Genomic DNA, 18,908 nt, shown 5'->3' with positions numbered 1-18,908 from the left:
TATCTCTAATCCTGTTCCATTAAACACACTCCGTAAAGACCAACTTTATAGTTTAAGCGTTGTTTGTCTGCATGAATTTCTTCATTTTCATATGAGGTTAAACAAGGACGTACAACAATGAAAAAAGCACTGCTTCTCTTGAGTTCAATGGGTGTCTTGGCAAATACGCCAGTTTGGGCTGCCGATTTCAGTATCGGTGATCCGAAAACCCAAGCGGGTGAACTAAAACTGACAGGCGCAATCCGTACCCGCTATATCCATAAAGACTATATTGTCGAAGCCAATGAAGGCTCTAAAAATGATGACTGGCGACTAGCTGATATCAAAGCGGTACTCAGTTATGAAAATCCAGACTGGATTGCATCGATGGATGTACGTTGCTACCAGTATGACCGCTTATGTGATGCACTATTTTTAAAAGATGCTTGGGCAGGCTATAAATTCTCGGATCAGCAACGACTGACAGTTGGTTTTCAATCAGTTGATTTCGGCTTTGGACGACTCTGGGGCAATAGTTATTATGAAACTTTGCTGAATACCGTTGGACTGGAAGACATTCAAAACCTTGGGGTGAAATACCAGTTTAAGGACAATCTGTATAACTTCATTCTCGGTTTTTACCCCACTGATGGTGGCAAATACAAAGGTACCTCCAAGGATTCCAGTCGCTATAGCGGTAACTTTGTGCGGGCAGATGATCTGACCCAAGGCACCGATATTGATGAAAAGAATATGTGGGTGACGCGTTTATCCCGAAAGTTTGAGCTAGATCAATCCCAGAATTTCTCCACGGAAATTGGCGGTTCTTACTGGTATTCGGAACTGGAAAATAATCGTACCAATAAAGATGGGCATCGTAGTACATGGAGCATTTTTAGCACCACCAATTATCAGGCATGGCAATGGTTGTTCTTGGCAGGAGAGCAGGACATTAAAAATGCAGATGATCTTTTGCCAAAAAGCTCGACTATTGGCGCATTTGACTATCCCTATCAAGTGGCCAACAAAGGCAAATATATGGCCAATGAAATTAACTACACCTTTGCCAAGCCTTTCCATCAGTTAGAAAATATTAAACCTTATGTGTCGTATAGCCGTTTTTATAAAGATGAATCAGGCTATCAAGATTCGGATCGCTTAATTGCAGGTCTATATTTTAACTATAAAAAAGTCGGCATACAGGGTGAATATATCTGGAGTCGCAATGACCCAATGACGGGCAGTGGTGCAGATGGATTGGCGCAAGGTGACAGCAATCAATGGAATAAATTGTTCTATTTATCGCTAGATTATTACTTCTAAATTCGGCCTTGAAAATGAGCCAGTCTGTTTGCGATAGACTGGCTTTTTTGCTTTAGGCAGTTCTTAAGATCAAAGCACCAATTAAAATGATGCATGAGGAGATAATCCGTACCGCATTGATACGTTCTTTTAGAATAAAGATCGAAATCAGCGTGGCAAATAAAATCGAGGTTTCTCTTAGTGCGGCAACTATCGCAACAGGTGCAAGTGTCATTGCCCACAGTGCCAAACCATAAGAGAAAAATGAACCGATTCCACCAATTAAACCTAAATGCCAATTATGTCGAAAATACTCACCCATCTGACGATACTGCATTTTCAGGGCAAAGATAAAAAAGATCAGTCCTGAGAGTACGAAACTCCATAGGATATAGGCAATGGCTAATCCTGCAAGGCGAACACCATGTCCATCTAGCAAGGTATAACCCGCAATCAAGACAGCGTTGAGTAAAGCTAGACCGATACCTTTGCGTCCCGTTTTGGGTGCAGCCAAAATCATCGATAAAATACCGACGGAAATGGTGATGATGCCTAGCCATGCATTGAATTGCAGTTGTTCATGCAATAACAAAGTGCCTAAAACGGCCACAATCAGTGGTGCTGTGCCACGCATTAAGGGATAGGTCAGGCCCATATCGGCAACGCGATAGATTTTAGCCACCATGCCAAAATACAGAATTTGTATTGCCGTTGAGGCCAGAATATAAGGCCAGCTCTCGCGTTGTGGTATTGGAAAAAAGGGCAGCAGTAGCGCTGCTAAAACTGCTGCGGATGCGGTGACCAATACCGTGGTTAAAAACTTATTTGTACCCGCTTTTACAATGGCATTCCATGTGGCATGACATGTCGCTGCAAGTAAAATAAGGCCAAATATTGCCGTGCTCATAAGCTGCCTGTTAATTCATGATCTTGCTAATGTGCATGATGTTGCTGAAAAAAGAAAGCAGGCAGCTTAGCGCGATTATAGAAATACTTTCTCCATATTCGGATTGATTGACTCAATCGGTTGGATCAACTGACCACGGCTTAGATTCTGAATATGCTGTAAACGGTTAATCAGTTCATTTTGAATAAACAGGATACAGGTCTGTAATTTAGATGAGCTTTTTAAACGTGAAGGATAGACCGCCCATACATCGGCGTCTTGCCAGTATTCAGGCAAAATATGCTGTAACTGACCGCTAATCAATTCATCTGCCACATCCCAGATTGAACGTAAGATAATGCCACGCCCTTCAATCGCCAATTGGTGAATAATCTCGCCATTATTGGAAATGAAGCGCGGTGTGACATGTACCGACCGATCTTCCGAGAGATGACGCAATTTCCATAACACCGAGGATTGATCTCGCTCACTGATAGTCAGGCAATCATGGTTGCGTAAATCTTCCAGACTTTCAGGCATGCCTTGTTGTAGCAAATAGCTCGGTGCAGCGCAGAAAATTCGGAAATTTGACATCAGTTTTTTGGCAATCATATTCGGGGCAATCTCATTGCCGATGCGAATATCCAGATCAATGCTGTGTTGAATCAGGTCTTTGGTGTTGTCGATGGTATCAAATTGAATTTCCAGTTTTGGGTACATGGTCATTAATTTAGACAGAATTGGCGCAACGTGTTTACGACCAAAACCGAAGCTGCTGACAATGTCGAGATGACCTGTGGGCGTGCTTAAGGGGTTATTCACCAGCTCACTGATTTCATCAAATTCATCCAGAATATTGGAGACCCGATCCAGAATCAGTTTGCCATCTTCGGTCAAACTGACATGACGGGTACTGCGATGGAACAGTTTGCAGTTCAGGTTGGTTTCTAAAATATTGATGCGTTTACTGATAAATGCAGGTGAAGCACCCAGCTCCTCAGCTGAATCGACAAAACTCTTGCGTTTGGCGACTGTGCAAAAAACCTTTAAATCCGATAGGTTAGGTAGATTATTCACGATCCGTGTCCATTGGGGTGATAGTTTTCTTATTGATCATTGTTGCCGAAAACAGCATGTTTACAGCTAAGGATATTAACCAAAGGTGTAAGGGAGCGTTATGGCAAAAAAGTATAAAGTTGCCACGATTGCGGGTGATGGGATTGGTTTAGAAGTTCTACCAGAAGGCATTAAGGTTGTAAAGGCAGCAGCAGACAAATATGGCATTCAAGTTCAAATGGATAGCTTTGATTGGGCCAGCTGTGATTATTACCTTGAACACGGCAAAATGATGCCGGATAACTGGTTTGAAGTCCTGCAGCAATATGATGCAATTTTCTTTGGTGCGGTGGGTTGGCCTGAAAAGGTGCCTGATCACATTTCACTATGGGGATCATTGCTGCAGTTCCGTCGTCGTTTTGATCAGTATGTGAATTTACGCCCAGTTCGGTTAATGCCTGGGGTGAAATGCCCACTTGCGGGTAAACAACCCGGCGATATCGATTTTTATGTGGTGCGTGAAAACAGCGAAGGTGAATATTCAGCGATTGGTGGAAAAGCCTTTGAAGGCACCGATCGTGAGTTTGTGTTGCAGGAAGCGGTGTTTACCCGTCATGGTGTCGATCGCATTTTAAAATATGCCTTTGAATTTGCTGATCAGCGTGAGGCTAAAAAAATCACGGCTGCAACCAAATCCAATGGCATTGCAGTCAGCATGCCGTATTGGGATGAACGTGTCGATGAAATGGCAAAACACTATCCGCAAATCAAGGCAGATAAACAGCATGTCGATATTTTAGCGGCACGTTTTGTTCTACAGCCTGAGCGTTTTGATGTGGTGGTGGCATCGAATTTATTTGGTGACATCTTGTCGGATTTAGGCCCTGCATGTACGGGTACCATTGGTTTGGCGGCTTCGGCCAACCTCAACCCTGAACGTAAATTCCCGTCATTGTTTGAACCTGTGCATGGTTCAGCACCTGATATTTACGGACAGCAAATTGCCAACCCGATTGCGGCGATCTGGTCAGGTGCGATGATGCTGGATTTCTTGGCAGATGGCGATGAGCAGGTGATTCAGGCAGGACAGGAGATTATGCAGGCGATTGAGCATGTGTTGGTGCATGGCCCGAAAACCCCTGATGTCGGTGGAACTGCCAAGACCTATGAAGTGGGTGATGCGATTGCATCTTGTGTGACTCAGCAAAAAATGGATTTATTCGCGATGGAGTAAGTACCCCTGAGGGAATAGTCACTATCCGAGATGGATTGAATAGATATGGATAATCAAATTACAAAGCCTTATACAGATAAGACGCTTGCGATCACCAGTCTTGCCGTTGTATTTACTTCGGTGGCTGGTCTGGCAATCTACTCATCTGAATCAATACAACTGGCTGCAAAATGGATGCAGTGGACTACGTCGGTGTTTACCACGCCAGTCCTGTTATTTGCTTTTTTATCAATTATTTTTACCTTCGGTTTGGCCTTTAGTAAATACGGCAAAATCAAGCTCGGTGAAGGTAAGCCCCAATACAGCACCATGTCATGGATTTTCATGTTCATTTTGTCGGGGATCGGGTCATCTACCTTGTACTGGGGCTTTCTAGACTGGGCCTATTATTATCAAACGCCGGGTTTGAATTTAGCCCCTGAATCGGCTGAAGCATTGAAATACAGTGTGGCTTATTCTTTCTTTCACTCTGGTTTGAGTGCATGGTCGATTTACGCTTTGGCATCAATTTCACTGTGCTATAGCTACCATGTCAGAAAGAATAAAGGCTTGAGCTTAGCCTCAATGGTCGAAGCGGTCACTGGCTTTAAAGCGACAGGTCCCGTTGGACGTGTGGTTGACCTGATGTTCTTGCTGTGCATGTTTGGTGCCTTGACCATTTCACTGGTTTTGACTGCAGTCACTTTTACCAACATTCTGTCGCAACTCACGGGTATTCCGAATACCTTCATGACCAAAGTCATCATTATCTTGGCGGTGTCGGTGTTATTTGCCCTCAGCTCTTATGTCGGTATGGATAAAGGCATGCAGCGTTTGAGTCATATGGTGTGTTTGGGTGTGGTGCTGTTTGCGATCTATGTGCTGTGCTTTGGCCCAACCCAATTCATTATGAATAATTCATTGATGAGTTTTGGTCTGATGGCGACTAACTTTGTCGATATGAGTCTGTTTACCGACCCGATGGGCGATGGAAAGTTTACCCGTGAATGGACGGTGTTCTATTGGTTATGGTGGATTTCTTATGCACCCGGTGTAGCGCTGTTTGTGACCCGTGTATCTAAAGGACGCACCATTAAAGAAGTGATTCTTGCCATGGTCATCGGCGGTAGCGTTGGTTTATGGTTCATCTTTGGGGTATTTGAAAATTACAGCGTTCACAGCTTTATTCACGGCATGGTCAATGTGCCGCAAATCTTGAGTCAGCAAGGCGGTGAAGTGGCGATTGGTCAACTGCTCGGTTTATTGCCAGCAGGCAAGCTGATGATGTGGTTGTTCCTTGGCATTATGGTGATTTTCCTTGCAGCACATATGGATGCGGTGGGCTATGCGGTTTCTGCAACCTGTACCCGTGGCCTAAGTGAAGGGCAAGATCCATCTCCGAATGCGCGTTTGTTTTGGTGTCTGATGTTAACCCTGGTGCCGATTGCGATGATTTTCTCTAAGGCACCGTTAGACACCATGAAAACTGCCACCATTGTGACTGCCTTACCGTTTATTGTGATTATTCTGGTACAAACCTATGGCTTGGTGAAATGGTTGATTGAGGATTATTCCAAAGTACCATCGCATTTGATTGAACAGAGCAGCTTTAGTGACTTGGACGCGCTTGAGCATACTGACCCAAATCAACAGATGCAGATTGATATTGCGGCAACCGCACTGGCACATAAAAACAGTCAAAAGGAATTGTTATGACTCAGCAACCGAACATGCACTATGGGTTAAGCGAAGAAATGCAAAGTCTGGTGTACTGGAGCAGCATTTATTCAGCAGCGGATAACGATATTGATTCAATTCGTGCAGCCTATGATGCGATGTGCCTGCATTACACCTTGCCACGTGATGGTACGGTGAAGATTGAAGATAAAACCGTTGCGCATGCCACTCATCCCGTCAATGTTCGGTTGTATTCACCCTTGGGCCAAGCACCTGCGCAAGGTTGGCCTTGCGTGTTGTTCATCCATGGGGGTGGCTGGATGTTAGGTAATTTAGATTCGCATGAATTTATCACCCGTTATTTATGTCGTGATTTGAATGTTGCGGTATTGAGTGTGGATTATCGTTTGGTGCCCGAACATCATTTCCCAGCCGCTTATGAAGATTGTGAAATGGTCTATCACTGGCTCCGCGCGCATGGCGCAGACTGGAACATTGATCCAACGCAGATTGTGTTAGCAGGCGACAGTGCAGGAGGCAATTTAGCCGCGGCACTGGCGGTTCAGCTAGAGCATACAGGCAATCAGGCATGTGGTTTGGCCTTGATCTACCCATGTTTGGGCAGCAGTTTTGATACTGCGTCTTGCCAGCAACATGCACGGGCGCCGTTATTAACGCTCGAGGAAATGCATTATTACCTGAAGGAATATGCACCGAATGAAAGTGACTGGAAAGATACACGTTTAGCACCATTGAACGCACAGGATTTTTCTGACATGCCACGTAGCTTTGTTGCGGTGGCTGAATACGATCCGCTGTGTGACGACGGGCGTATTTTTGTGGACAAGTTAAAACAAGCCAATATTGCCGCCGAGTTTTATCTTGGCAAAGGATTACTACATGGCAGTTTACGTTTAGTACGGGATTGTCCTGTGGTGCAGGATTTATATCAGCACATGCTGAGTTCGTTAAAGCAAATGTTCAAGTGATTTGAACATCAGCCAATTTTGATAAAACGGTCGTTAGGACAAAACAGTTTAATGGAGTAAAACCATGAATGCAGTTGAAAAATTACCAGAAGATTTCTGTTCAAACCCAGATGTGGCATGGACATTTCCAAAAGTGTTCTATACCTCATCTCAGGTGTTTGAGCGTGAAAAAGAAGAAATTTTTGCGAAAAGCTGGATTTGCGTGGCACATGGCAGTGAAGTTGCCCAAGCCAATGACTATATTACCCGTAAGGTGATTGGTGAAAACATCATCGTGATTCGCGGCAAAGACAGCGTGTTACGTGCATTTTATAATGTTTGCCCACATCGTGGTCATGAGCTGTTAAGCGGTAGCGGTAAAGCCAAAAATGTCATTACCTGTCCCTATCATGCATGGACATTCAAGCTGGATGGTAGTTTGGCACTGGCACGTAACTGTGATCATGTTGAGTCTTTTGACAAGCAAAACTCCAGCATGGTGCCCTTAAAAGTTGAGGAATATGGTGGATTCGTCTTTATCAATATGGACGAAAATGCCACCTGTGTTGAAGATCAGTTGCCTGAATTTGCACAAAAACTGAATGAAGCTTGTGCGGTAATCAAAGACTTGAAACTGGCTGCACGTTTCGTCACGGAAACACCTGCCAACTGGAAAGTGATCGTGGATAACTATTTAGAATGTTATCACTGTGGTCCAGCGCATCCTGGTTTTGCTGACTCGGTACAGGTGGATAAATACTGGCACACCACCCATCAAAACTGGACGCTGCAATATGGTTATGCACGTTCTTCAGAAAAGTCGTTCAAGCTTGATCCATCGGTGAAAGATCCAACATTTAGCGGTTTCTGGACTTGGCCGTGCACCATGTTTAACGTACCACCGGGTGCAAACTTCATGACCGTGATTTATGAGTTCCCGATGGATGCGGAAACCACTTTGCAACACTACGATATTTTCTTTACCAATGAAGAACTGACCCAAGATCAGAAAGACCTGATTGAATGGTATCGCAATGTCTTCCGCCCTGAAGACCTCGAACTGGTTGAAAGCGTGCAACGTGGTTTAAAATCACGGGGTTATCGTGGTCAAGGGCGTATCATGACCGACAAGCAACGTTCAGGAATCAGTGAACATGGGATCGCTTATTTCCAGAATCTTGTTGCGCAACACCATCAATAATTTTGTCTCAGGTATTAGATCAGGGAGGTGTGGCAAACGATAAAGTCACACCTTGCTTCAATCGATAGGAACATGACATGTCAAGTTTGCAAGCAAGTCCGTTATTTCAACAACACGGACTGATCAATGGTCAATGGGTGAGTGCACAATCTAATGCCACCATTCCTGTCACTAACCCTGCGACAGGTGAGGAAATTGGTGTCATTCCCAATATGGGTGCAGCAGAAGCCACCGAAGCAGTCGAAGTGGCGTATCAGGCTTTAGCTGCATGGAAAGGTTTGACTGCACAAAAACGTGCAGACCTGTTATTGGCTTGGTATCAACTGGTTTTGAGTCATGCTGATGAGCTGGCACGGATCATGACCATTGAGCAGGGTAAACCCTTAGCCGAAGCTTTGGGTGAAGTGAAATATGCAGCTTCATTTATTCAATGGTTTGCGGAAGAAGGCAAACGTGTTTATGGCGATGTGATTCCAACCACCAATAGCCAACAGCGTTTTATTATCACCAAAGAACCTGTGGGTGTGGTTGCAGCAATTACGCCATGGAATTTCCCGATTGCGATGATTACCCGTAAAGCAGCACCTGCTTTGGCGGCAGGCTGTAGCATTGTAATCAAGCCTGCCAATGAAACACCTTATTGCGCACTGGCAATTGCCAAGCTGGCAGAAATGGCGGGCATTCCAGCGGGTGTCATTAATGTGGTGACAGGCAAATCGCAAGAGATTGGTTCAGTATTTACCAGTCATGAAAAAGTCAAAAAGCTGACCTTTACTGGTTCTACACCTGTCGGTCGTTTATTGATGCAGCAATGCTCAGGCACCATTAAAAAGTTGGCACTGGAACTGGGTGGCAATGCGCCATTGATCGTGTTTGATGATGCTGATCTGGATAAAGCGGTACAAGGTGCAATCTTTGCCAAGTTCCGTAACGCAGGTCAAACCTGTGTTTGTGCCAATCGAATCTATGTACATGACAAGGTTTATCAGGCTTTTACCGAGAAATTTGTGCAAGAAGTACAGAAATTCAAAATCGGCAATGGTTTGGAACCGAATGTGCAGATTGGGCCATTAATCAATGATAAAGCAGTACTGAAAGCACAACAGTTGATTGATGATGCCTGTGGCAAAGGTGCCCAAGTGGCGTGCGGTGGTCAACAGCATTCATTGGGTCAGACATTCTTTGAACCGACCGTGTTAACTGATGTGTCGCGTGATATGGAGATTGTTCAGGAAGAGATTTTTGGACCTGTGGCACCGTTGATTCGTTTTACTGAGGAAGCGGATGTGGTGGCGCAAGCTAACGATACCATTTTTGGTTTAGCTGCTTATGTATATAGCGAAAACATTTCACGAATTTGGCGTGTCGCTGAACAGCTGGAATATGGCATGGTCGGGATGAACTCAACTGCTATTTCCAATGAAGTGGTGCCATTTGGCGGGGTGAAACAATCGGGTGTAGGTCGTGAAGGCTCTAAATATGGTTTGGAAGAGTTCATGACCATTAAATATATGTGTTTAGGAATTTAGGGACACTGCTGGTTGGGTTGCCAGAATGGGCAGCCCAACAGGCAATATGCGCTTAAAATTAGAAAATGCTGAGATGAGCAGCATGCGGTAAAGAGGATTTAGACATGGCTAGTCATTATGAAATGTTTGCATCAGTGGTCACACGTGTTGAGCAACTGACTCCACTGATCAAACGATTTACATTTAAACGTCAGGACGGACAAAATTTCCCTCAATTCGATGGTGGCAGTCATATCATTGTGAAAATGAATGACCAGCTGTCCAATGCCTATTCACTGATGAGCTGTGCTCAAGATTTATCGACCTACCAAGTCTGTGTCCGTAAAGATATTGAAGGTAAAGGTGGCTCAGTCTTTATGCATGATCAGTGCAGTGAAGGTTGTGAGATTCTGATTTCTGAACCGAAGAATTTGTTTCCATTGGCGGCAGATGGCGAGAAACATATTCTGATTGCTGGCGGAATTGGCATCACCCCATTTGTGCCGCAAATGGATGAGTTGGCTGCACGTGGTGCCGACTTTGAATTGCATTATGCCTATCGTTCGCCAGAACATGCAGCACTGTTGGAAGAACTCAAGCAGAAACATGGCGAACATATTATTAGCTATGTTGACTCAGATGGAAAATGTCTGGATCTGGACCAGTTGATTGGCACTCAACCGAAAGGCACGCATGTGTATGTGTGTGGCCCTAAGCCAATGATTGATGCGGTGATCGATCGTTGTAATTACCATCGTTATCGCGATGAATATATTCACTGGGAACAGTTTGCATCTACGGTACCAGAAGAAGGTGAAGCATTTACGGTAGTGTTGGCAAAATCCAATCAGCAAGTCGAAGTGCAAGGCAATCAAACCATTTTACAAGCGATTGAATTACTCAATATTGATGTGGAATGTTTATGCCGTGAAGGAGTCTGTGGCACGTGTGAAACCATGATTCTGGAAGGTGAGGCTGAACATTTCGATCAGTATCTGAGTGATGATGAAAAGGCCTCACAGCAATCGATGATGATTTGTGTGTCGCGTGCCAAAGGCAAAAAACTGGTACTTGATCTTTAATTTAAAATTTTGATTCTGAAAGTATAAAAAAGCAGCTTAAGCTGCTTTTTTATTTACTGAAAATTCGATTCAGATTTATTTTTTGCCTTTCTTGGTTTTTAAGTATTCTTGATAAGATTCTTCTGCAAAGCGTCTTAAGGAATCCCCAATTGCAGCATATTGGTATTCATTCAGGTTGGCCAATGACGCACGGGCAGAAGGGTGCTGTACCCCAAAGCCTGAACCTGGTAACAGTACCACACCTGTTTCATCAGCAACGCGGAATAATAATTCGGTTGGGTTCTTATTCTTCATGACCCAATCTGCAAACTCATCACCATAAAGGGTTCGAGAGGTATTTTCCAAATTCACCAAAGTATAGTAATCGACTGAGTTTGGATCAGCAGGAACTTCAACTCCTAACTGTCGGTACAGTGCAGCATCACGCTCGCGCACTACAGATTTAACCGCCTTCTTATAGTTCTGTTGCGAATCCATCATATTGAACAGGGCAAACAGTACCATTTGTACTTGTTGTGGTGTAGAAAGACCCGCCGTGTGGTTGAGTGCCACATTACGGCTATCCGCGACTAGACGATCAATGAATTTAATCTTGGCAGGATCGGTGGTTAAAGAGGAATAGCGTTCTTCCAGTTCCTTCTTGTCTTTTTTAGACAGTGCCGCTAGCTTCTGATCCAGAATATTATTGTTGGAGAGGGCAATCACTCCCAATCTCCACCCAGTTGCCCCAAAATATTTTGAGAATGAATACACCAAGATGGTATTGTCTGGGCAGATCGCAAACAGTGATTTGAAATTGTCTGCAAAAGTACCGTACACATCATCGGTCAAAATAATCAGGTCAGGTCGTTTTTTCACGATATCAGCCAAAATTGCCAAGCCTTCATCGCTGAGTTTTACTGAAGGTGGGTTACTTGGATTCACAAGGAAGAAGGCTTTAATCGATGGGTCTTCCAATTTCCGCAATTCAGATTCTGGATATTGCCATCCGAGTTTTGGATCTGCCTCGATCAGGACTTCTTCAAGCTGATAGTCATTCAGCTTTGGAATTTCTAAATACGGTGTGAAAATGGGTGCACCAATCGCGATACGGTCTCCATTGGCAATAATTTTATTCTCTTTTAAAGAGTTAAAAATATAGGCCATTGCTGCGGTTCCACCTTCGACCGCAAACAAGTCCAAACCTTCTTTCGGCATGCCTTGGACGCCCATTTCACGTAGGATATATTCTTTGATAATCGATTCGCTAATGCGTAGCATGCGGTCTGGAACAGGGTAGTTACAACCTAAAATTCCTTCAACCATTTCCAGTAAAAAAGCATCTGGGTCTAGGCCGAGCTGATCTCGGACATAGGAAATGGCTTTGCCTAAAAATACCACACCGGGTTTATCCCGATTGTGCATAATGAAGTTATCGAAGCGAGATTGCAGACCAACTGGGCGAGGGAAGCCGCCTAAGCCTTCTGGCATATAAGAGAACGAAAACTCTGATTCGGTGGTTGAAAATAGCCCCAATTGGAAGAATGCCCGACGTGGAATGGTGGCTAAGAAGTTTGGATTTCCGCGCCCCGCATTCAGCATCATTCTGTCTGTTTTACTTTGGGCAAGTTCGATTAAATTGTCTTTTAGTTCGAATGGGCTAAGTTTTGAGTATTTTGAATAATCAACGTTCCCCATGGGAAGCCTCCTTAATTATAGTTGAAGCAATAAGTGATTGAATACAAATTATCTTTAGGCAAGACCGACGATGAGGGGGCCAAGCAGAGTTAAGAATACGTTTGCCAAGGCGTAGGTGATTGCAAAAGGCACGGTCGGAATTGAGTTTCCAGCTTTATCTAGAATTGCACCAAAGGCAGGATTGGCACTACGGGAACCAGACAAGGCGCCTGCCATAACCGCAACGTTGTCATAACGCAGCACATAACGGGCAAAAAGCATAGAAAGAATCAGAGGAACTAATGTAACCACCACACCGATCATAAATAGGGACAGACCACTGTCTTTAATGGTTTGGATGGCTTGTAAGCCAGATTGCAAACCAACCGCAGCCACGAATCCTGCCAGACCCAAATCTTTTAGGAGTTGCGATGCAGCTAAAGGCATGTTGCCATGGACTTGATTACGACTACGTAACCAACCAAACAGAAGGCCAGACAGTAACGCACCACCACCTGCACCAAGTGTGAGAGGGACATCACCGATACGGACTACAAACAGACCAATCAATAAGCCGACCACCAGCCCTGCGCCGTGGAAGATCCAGTCGGTTTTTAAGCTTTCAGGCAGTGCTGTACCTGCTTCTTTGACTAAACGATCCAGATCACTTTTAGTTCCATAAACGGTGATGACATCTCCTTGATGTAAAACCGTGTCATCACTCAAGCTTTGAGTTTCATCATTGCGTTTAATCGCTAGCACGTAAATCCCATGCTTTAAATAGGCAGGCGTATTGCCTTTGATATCGCCGAGACTGCGATTGATATACTTGGAATTCCTTAAGATGACATCCGTCGTATCCATAATCATTTCCATACCTTGTGAAGACTGTAGTTCAGTACCAATTTGGTCTGAAATAGCAACAACACTGGCACGACGGCCGACCAGCAATATCACATCATCTGTTTGTAAAGTCAGTTCTGGTGCAACATCAATCAATTGATCTTTACGCTTTAAGCGCTCGATGGTAATGCTACTTTGTTTGGATTCAAGTTCTGCAACAGTTTGTCCATTGGCTTCTTTGACTTTATAAATGCGTCCGACAATTTCAGGCATCGCCAGTTCTTGGCCTGGAGCCAGTTCAAAAGCACCTTTGAGGCGTTCGGATTGTGCTTTCAAGGCATCATCGTGAATTTCTTTGCCCATAAATTTAGGCAGAATATTCACACAGACAATGATGGCACCCAATGAACCAAAAATATAAGTGACGGCATATCCGATTGCGACATTGGCCTGTAGTTTTTGAATCTCAGCCAAGGGCAGGTCGAGTCGAGAAATCGCATCACCTGCAGTCCCAATAATTGCAGATTGGGTCATTCCACCAGCAGCGAGTCCTGCGGCTAAACCTTTGTCTAAATGGAATAACTTCGCCATGACCAAGACTGTGATTAAGCCACTGACTGCCATGAATACTGCTAATAGGATTTCTTTTATCGATTGTGGACCCAATGATTTGAAGAACTGTGGGCCACTTTCAAAACCAACTGCATAAATGAACAAGGCAAACAGAATAGCCTTGACCCCATTATCGACGGGAACACCGATGAGACTGAGTACCACCGCAACAAGCAGGGAACCTGCGACACCACCAAACTGAAATTTTCCGAATTGAAATTGACCGATCCAGAAACCGATTGCCAAGGATAAGAACAATAGAATTTCTGGGCTATGTTTTAATTCGCCTTGTAACCATTCAATCATTTTTCGATCTCACTTTTATTATTCGATCTATCTTTAGGTTTGAAATTTATTTATTTTTCATGTGTTTTTTAAAATACTATGCTTCTGTAGCGAATACAAATAGACTGTATTTCAAGGGTTTGTTTTTTATAAATTATTTATATATCAATAGGTTGTATTTTTATGTGCTCATGTCAGCGATGGGGAAACTTAAAAACCACAGTATTTGTTACACGATGTTGTTTTTTTATACAAAAAATAACACTTTAGGCCAAGTTTTATATTTTGTGAACCAATGATCATAATGGATGTAAAAGTGCAAAACCTATGTTGTATCCCAACAATTTTTTATGAATTAAACCGTTAATTTTAAACTACTACAAGTTTAGTTTTGAATTTAATGATTTGATTAAATAATATTTTTATTACATGTCCGCTTACTGAAAAATTGAAAGTTCTATTGGGAGGCAAAGAAATATAATGAATGTTCACTAAATTAATGTTCATTTAAGCAAGGGTAGGTAATTTAAAGATACGGACATAAGCCGTAGCAGCAATACACCTTTCGCCACATTTCCAGATGTGGCTTTTTTTTGTCTGATTAAATGATTTGGCGTAAATCGCGAGCCGTTTCTTGTAGTAAAGGTAAAATATGGGCAATTAAATAATCCTTGGTGGTACGCATGGTTGGAGACACGATATTTAAGGCAGCAACAACGGCTGCATTGGAATCATAAATCGGTACAGCCACAGCATGCACTCCCAATTCGTGTTCTTCACAGGAATAGCACCAGTCTTGTTCTTTGATTTCATGCAGTAATTCTAAAAATTGATCAGTTTCGGTATGGGTATATTTGGTTAGACGTTTTAACGGGTATTTTTCTAACCATCGCTTTTGTTGTTCTGGTGTTAAATGTGCAAGCAGAATTTTGCCAGCAGAAGTCGCATGGGCAGGGAGCCGATTGCCTAAATGTAAGCCATAAGGATTGACCCGATCGGTTTGTTGGTGAGCTGCACTACGGGCAATGGTAATTGCTTCATAACCATCTAACACCATCACCGAATAAATCAATGAGGTTTGATTGGTTAAAAGATTTAATAAGGGCTGACATATTTTCGGAAGTGTGGAACCATCGAGATAAGCCCCTGAAAATTTAAGAATCTTGGGTGATAAATAATAATAATGCCCATCAAAATCTAAATAGCCTAAGTATTCTAAAGTGAGTAAATGGCGTCGTGCAGCAGCGCGTGTCATGCCCGTTTTTTCAGCGGCGGTACTCATATTTAAGCGATGCCGTTCGGGGCCAAAGCATTCCAAAATTGCCAAGCCTTTCGCGATTCCTGCAATAAAGTCTTCATGCCGAATGGTCTTTTTATTTTCGTTATGATGAATCAAACGCGGATTCTTTTCCTGATCATTTTCCATAATTTAGACATCCTTGCTAAAACGGGTTCTTTATAAAAACATTCTAAGCGAAAGATGACTATTTTACTTGGATAATGTTCGATGATCGAACATAAAAAATAATCATCGAACAAAATGCACTTCAACGTCTAGAAGTGAGCGCAGAATTTATCAAGAATGAATAGAAGAAATCCGAACAAAGCACTCGACTTAATTTCATCGGTTTTCAGGATGAAAATACGGGTGATGCATCGTACAGGAAGTAGTCAGATGATTGATAAAAGCACGCTCTCATTAACCGAGGCGCTATCGCAAATAAAAGATGGGGCAACCATCATGATTGGTGGTTTTGGCACCGCAGGACAACCCGCTGAACTGATTGATGGATTAATCGAACTTGGCATCAAAGATCTGGTCATCGTCAATAACAATGCCGGCAATGGTGATTATGGTTTGGCTAAACTGCTTAAAACAGGTGCAGTACGTAAAATCATCTGTTCCTTCCCACGTCAGTCTGATTCATGGGTCTTCGATGAACTCTATCGTGCGGGCAAGATTGAATTGGAACTGGTGCCGCAAGGCAATCTGGCGTGCCGTATTCAAGCCGCAGGCATGGGCCTCGGTGCAGTCTTTACCCCAACTGGCTTCGGTACTTTATTGGCAGAAGGCAAAGAAACCCGTCATATCGAGGGCAAAGACTATGTACTTGAGTATCCAATTAAAGCCGACTTTGCCTTGATCAAAGCCCATCAAGGCGATCGCTGGGGCAATCTGGTCTATAACAAATCTGCGCGTAACTTTGGTCCGATCATGGCCATGGCAGCCGATGTCACCATTGTGCAAGTCTCTGAACTGGTCGAACTGGGTCAACTTGATCCTGAACATATCATTACCCCTGGGATTTTTGTACAGCATGTGGTCGCTGTCGATGCAGCCAATGGCACAGGAGCAGAACAATGAGCTATCAAAAACTAAGCCGTGACCAGATTGCTGAACGTGTGGCACAAGACATTCCTGATGGTGCTTATGTCAATTTAGGCATCGGCTTACCAACCAAGATTTCCAATTATCTTCCTGCTGATAAAGATGTGTTCCTGCATTCGGAAAATGGCTTACTGGCATTTGGCCCGCCACCAGCCAAAGGTGAAGAAGATCCAGAACTGATCAATGCGGGTAAAGAGTATGTGACCATGCTGACGGGTGGCAGCTTTTTCCATCATGGTGATTCCTTTGCCATGATGCGTGGTGGACATTTGGATATCGCGGTACTGGGTGCTTTCCAAGTGGCAGCCAATGGTGATCTAGCCAACTGGCATACCGGTGCGGCAGATGCAATTCCTGCGGTGGGTGGTGCCATGGATTTGGCGGTAGGCGCCAAGAAAGTGTTTATCACCACCGATCATAATACCAAGCAAGGTGAACCCAAGATTGTTGAAGCGCTTTCATATCCAGCCACAGGATTGAAATGTGTCGATCGTATTTATACCGACTTATGTGTAATTGATGTGACCACAGACGGTTTAAAAGTGATTGAGAAAGTGGATGGTTTGAGCTTTGAGGAGTTGCAAGCGTTGACGGGTGCTCAGTTGATTGATGCAACTCAAGGATAATGTTTACACAGCCACTAATTACCGGTTAAAGCAGAGGCTTTTTTGTATAGGCATTGCCTTACTTTTTAAGGATAAAAAGTAACAAAAATCCTTTGTTGGACTGATGGTATATCCATATACCACAGCCCAACAGGCGGCATCTATGCCGCCGCCGAGAAACATTGAATAGTAAGGTTTAAATACAGCTTCTACTTACGAAGATTTAGACTTTTCATCTAATTTACTATCGTGATTGGCGACAGGGATGTCGCCCCGTTACTCAGCACAACAAGGAAGTTGTGTCTGAGTAACAAAGGGTTTTGTCACTTTTGCCCTGTCAAAAGTGAGGCATAGCCTACGCAGAGGAAGAATGACTAAACCCGTAATTTGTGGCAGTGATCACAACAGATTTAGAAATGGAAATGTAAGAATATGAAAAACGCTTATATCATCGATGCCATCCGCACTCCATTCGGTCGCTATGCAGGCGGTCTTGCACCTGTACGTGCCGATGACTTGGGAGCCATTCCGATTCAGGCCTTGATGCAACGCAATCCAAAAGTAGATTGGCAGCAAGTGGATGATGTGATCTATGGCTGTGCCAACCAAGCAGGTGAAGATAATCGCAACGTTGGACGCATGTCTGCACTATTGGCAGGTTTGCCTTATCAAGTGCCTGCCACTACAGTGAACCGTTTATGTGGTTCATCACTAGATGCCATTGCCATGGCTGCTCGTGCCATTAAAGCCAATGAGGCTGATCTGATTATTGCAGGCGGTGTCGAGAGTATGAGCCGTGCACCTTATGTGATGGGTAAATCTGACAGCGCCTTTGGCCGCAGTCAAAAGATTGAAGACACCACCATGGGTTGGCGTTTTATCAATCCAAAACTGAAAGAAATGTATGGCGTGGACAGCATGCCGCAAACCGCAGAAAACGTGGCGGAACAATTCAATATCAATCGTGCCGATCAAGACCAGTTTGCGCTTAACAGCCAACAACGTACTGCAACCGCACAAGCCAAAGGTTTCTTTACCCGTGAAATCACCCCTGTGACGATTCCACAGCGTAAAGGTGATGCACTGGTGGTGGATACGGATGAGCATCCACGAGCATCAACCACTTTAGAAGCGTTGACTAAACTTAAAGGGGTGGTCAAAGCCGAGGGGACGGTCACGGCAGGTAATGCCTCTGGAATTAACGATGGTGCAGCAGCAGTGTTGATTGCTTCGGACGAAGCGGTAGAAAAATATCAGCTCAAACCCCGTGCCAAAATCATTGCAGCGACTACCGTTGGGGTTGAACCACGGATTATGGGTTTTGCGCCTGCACCTGCGATCAAGAAACTACTGAAACAGGCCAATCTCTCTTTAGCGCAGATGGATGTGATTGAACTAAATGAAGCCTTTGCAGCACAAGCTTTAGCGGTGACTCGTGATTTAGGTTTGGCGGATGATGATGCACGAATCAATCCGAATGGTGGTGCGATTGCTTTGGGTCATCCTTTGGGTGTCTCGGGTGCGCGTCTAGTCACCACCGCCTTAAACCAGCTTGAACAAATCAAAGGTCAGTATGCTTTGTGTTCGATGTGCATTGGTGTTGGTCAAGGGATTGCCTTGATTATTCAACGTGTTGAGTGAGGTCT

At 44.0% G+C, this 18,908-nt stretch carries 15 protein-coding genes; 10 read left to right on the top strand and 5 right to left on the bottom strand.

The genetic code is table 11. The annotated features are described in order from the left end of the window. Nucleotides 1–117 precede the first annotated feature (117 nt). Nucleotides 118–1,302: a porin gene (locus NDN13_RS07365; RefSeq protein WP_251117765.1), complete on the top strand. Its 1,185-nt coding sequence runs from the start codon at nucleotides 118–120 to the stop codon at nucleotides 1,300–1,302. Between the two features lie 52 nt (nucleotides 1,303–1,354). On the opposite strand, the gene NDN13_RS07360 is transcribed toward NDN13_RS07365, so the two are convergent. Both NDN13_RS07360 and NDN13_RS07355 read right to left on the bottom strand, forming a co-directional pair. Then, nucleotides 1,355–2,188, bottom strand: coding sequence for an EamA family transporter (locus tag NDN13_RS07360; protein ID WP_251117764.1), 834 nt, complete (start codon nucleotides 2,186–2,188; stop codon nucleotides 1,355–1,357). A 75-nt stretch (nucleotides 2,189–2,263) separates the two neighbouring features. Continuing rightward, a complete protein-coding gene (locus tag NDN13_RS07355; RefSeq protein ID WP_251117763.1) occupies nucleotides 2,264–3,244 on the bottom strand; it encodes a LysR family transcriptional regulator in 981 nt (326 codons plus the stop codon). Between the two features lie 100 nt (nucleotides 3,245–3,344). Between NDN13_RS07355 and NDN13_RS07350 the strand changes: the two genes are divergently transcribed. The 6 genes from NDN13_RS07350 (at nucleotide 3,345) to cntB (ending at nucleotide 10,872) form a co-directional block, all read left to right on the top strand. Beyond that, a complete protein-coding gene (locus tag NDN13_RS07350; RefSeq protein ID WP_004654307.1) occupies nucleotides 3,345–4,457 on the top strand; it encodes a tartrate dehydrogenase in 1,113 nt (370 codons plus the stop codon). Between the two features lie 39 nt (nucleotides 4,458–4,496). After that, nucleotides 4,497–6,152 carry a BCCT family transporter gene (locus NDN13_RS07345; protein WP_251118190.1) on the top strand — a complete coding sequence of 552 codons (1,656 nt, stop codon included), beginning with the start codon at nucleotides 4,497–4,499 and terminating at the stop codon, nucleotides 6,150–6,152. Continuing rightward, complete coding sequence (locus NDN13_RS07340; RefSeq protein WP_251117762.1) at nucleotides 6,149–7,102, top strand: alpha/beta hydrolase; 954 nt, start codon at nucleotides 6,149–6,151, stop codon at nucleotides 7,100–7,102. Before NDN13_RS07345 ends, NDN13_RS07340 begins: the two co-directional genes overlap by 4 nt. A 64-nt stretch (nucleotides 7,103–7,166) precedes the next feature. Next, entirely contained in the window at nucleotides 7,167–8,282 is a 1,116-nt protein-coding gene (gene cntA / locus NDN13_RS07335; RefSeq protein ID WP_005204619.1) for a carnitine monooxygenase subunit alpha, read from the top strand. Nucleotides 8,283–8,359: 77 nt separating this feature from the next. Then, entirely contained in the window at nucleotides 8,360–9,811 is a 1,452-nt protein-coding gene (locus NDN13_RS07330; RefSeq protein WP_251117761.1) for an NAD-dependent succinate-semialdehyde dehydrogenase, read from the top strand. A 104-nt stretch (nucleotides 9,812–9,915) separates the two neighbouring features. Continuing rightward, entirely contained in the window at nucleotides 9,916–10,872 is a 957-nt protein-coding gene (gene cntB / locus NDN13_RS07325; protein WP_251117760.1) for a carnitine monooxygenase, reductase subunit CntB, read from the top strand. Nucleotides 10,873–10,947: 75 nt separating this feature from the next. Here cntB and NDN13_RS07320 read toward each other — a convergent pair whose 3' ends face one another. From NDN13_RS07320 to pcaU, 3 genes are all read right to left on the bottom strand, one after another. Next, entirely contained in the window at nucleotides 10,948–12,549 is a 1,602-nt protein-coding gene (locus tag NDN13_RS07320) for a bifunctional aspartate transaminase/aspartate 4-decarboxylase (protein ID WP_004806113.1), read from the bottom strand. Between the two features lie 54 nt (nucleotides 12,550–12,603). Continuing rightward, on the bottom strand, nucleotides 12,604–14,289 hold the full coding sequence (aspT, locus tag NDN13_RS07315; RefSeq protein ID WP_251117759.1) for an aspartate-alanine antiporter: 1,686 nt from the start codon (nucleotides 14,287–14,289) through the stop codon (nucleotides 12,604–12,606). Nucleotides 14,290–14,869: 580 nt separating this feature from the next. Next, nucleotides 14,870–15,694 carry an IclR family transcriptional regulator PcaU gene (gene pcaU, locus NDN13_RS07310; RefSeq protein ID WP_005204608.1) on the bottom strand — a complete coding sequence of 275 codons (825 nt, stop codon included), beginning with the start codon at nucleotides 15,692–15,694 and terminating at the stop codon, nucleotides 14,870–14,872. 249 nt (nucleotides 15,695–15,943) lie between these two features. Between pcaU and NDN13_RS07305 the strand changes: the two genes are divergently transcribed. From NDN13_RS07305 to pcaF, 3 genes are all read left to right on the top strand, one after another. Continuing rightward, complete coding sequence (locus tag NDN13_RS07305) at nucleotides 15,944–16,633, top strand: 3-oxoacid CoA-transferase subunit A (RefSeq protein WP_251118189.1); 690 nt, start codon at nucleotides 15,944–15,946, stop codon at nucleotides 16,631–16,633. Further along, nucleotides 16,630–17,283 (top strand): 3-oxoacid CoA-transferase subunit B, encoded by a 654-nt coding sequence (locus NDN13_RS07300; protein ID WP_251117758.1) that lies wholly within the window; start codon nucleotides 16,630–16,632, stop codon nucleotides 17,281–17,283. The genes NDN13_RS07305 and NDN13_RS07300 overlap by 4 nt, the downstream gene beginning before the upstream one ends. Nucleotides 17,284–17,694: 411 nt before the next feature. Next, a complete protein-coding gene (pcaF, locus tag NDN13_RS07295; protein ID WP_251117757.1) occupies nucleotides 17,695–18,903 on the top strand; it encodes a 3-oxoadipyl-CoA thiolase in 1,209 nt (402 codons plus the stop codon). Nucleotides 18,904–18,908: the final 5 nt, after the last annotated feature.

The organism is Acinetobacter sp. C32I (assembly GCF_023702715.1).
Classification (GTDB): Bacteria; Pseudomonadota; Gammaproteobacteria; order Pseudomonadales; family Moraxellaceae; genus Acinetobacter.
Note: the sequence above shows the minus strand (reverse complement) of the source record. Positions and strands in the feature narration are given on the sequence as shown.

Bases quoted from the DNA above. Each gene is read 5' to 3' on its own strand.
- NDN13_RS07360 (WP_251117764.1), bottom strand. From the start codon at position 2,188: ATGAGCACGGCAATATTTGGCCTTATTTTACTTGCAGCGACATGTCAT.
- pcaF (WP_251117757.1), top strand. From the start codon at position 17,695: ATGAAAAACGCTTATATCATCGATGCCATCCGCACTCCATTCGGTCGC.
- NDN13_RS07350 (WP_004654307.1), top strand. From the start codon at position 3,345: ATGGCAAAAAAGTATAAAGTTGCCACGATTGCGGGTGATGGGATTGGT.
- NDN13_RS07365 (WP_251117765.1), top strand. From the start codon at position 118: ATGAAAAAAGCACTGCTTCTCTTGAGTTCAATGGGTGTCTTGGCAAAT.
- NDN13_RS07340 (WP_251117762.1), top strand. From the start codon at position 6,149: ATGACTCAGCAACCGAACATGCACTATGGGTTAAGCGAAGAAATGCAA.
- NDN13_RS07300 (WP_251117758.1), top strand. From the start codon at position 16,630: ATGAGCTATCAAAAACTAAGCCGTGACCAGATTGCTGAACGTGTGGCA.
- cntB (WP_251117760.1), top strand. From the start codon at position 9,916: ATGGCTAGTCATTATGAAATGTTTGCATCAGTGGTCACACGTGTTGAG.
- NDN13_RS07305 (WP_251118189.1), top strand. From the start codon at position 15,944: ATGATTGATAAAAGCACGCTCTCATTAACCGAGGCGCTATCGCAAATA.
- aspT (WP_251117759.1), bottom strand. From the start codon at position 14,289: ATGATTGAATGGTTACAAGGCGAATTAAAACATAGCCCAGAAATTCTA.
- pcaU (WP_005204608.1), bottom strand. From the start codon at position 15,694: ATGGAAAATGATCAGGAAAAGAATCCGCGTTTGATTCATCATAACGAA.
- cntA (WP_005204619.1), top strand. From the start codon at position 7,167: ATGAATGCAGTTGAAAAATTACCAGAAGATTTCTGTTCAAACCCAGAT.
- NDN13_RS07320 (WP_004806113.1), bottom strand. From the start codon at position 12,549: ATGGGGAACGTTGATTATTCAAAATACTCAAAACTTAGCCCATTCGAA.
- NDN13_RS07330 (WP_251117761.1), top strand. From the start codon at position 8,360: ATGTCAAGTTTGCAAGCAAGTCCGTTATTTCAACAACACGGACTGATC.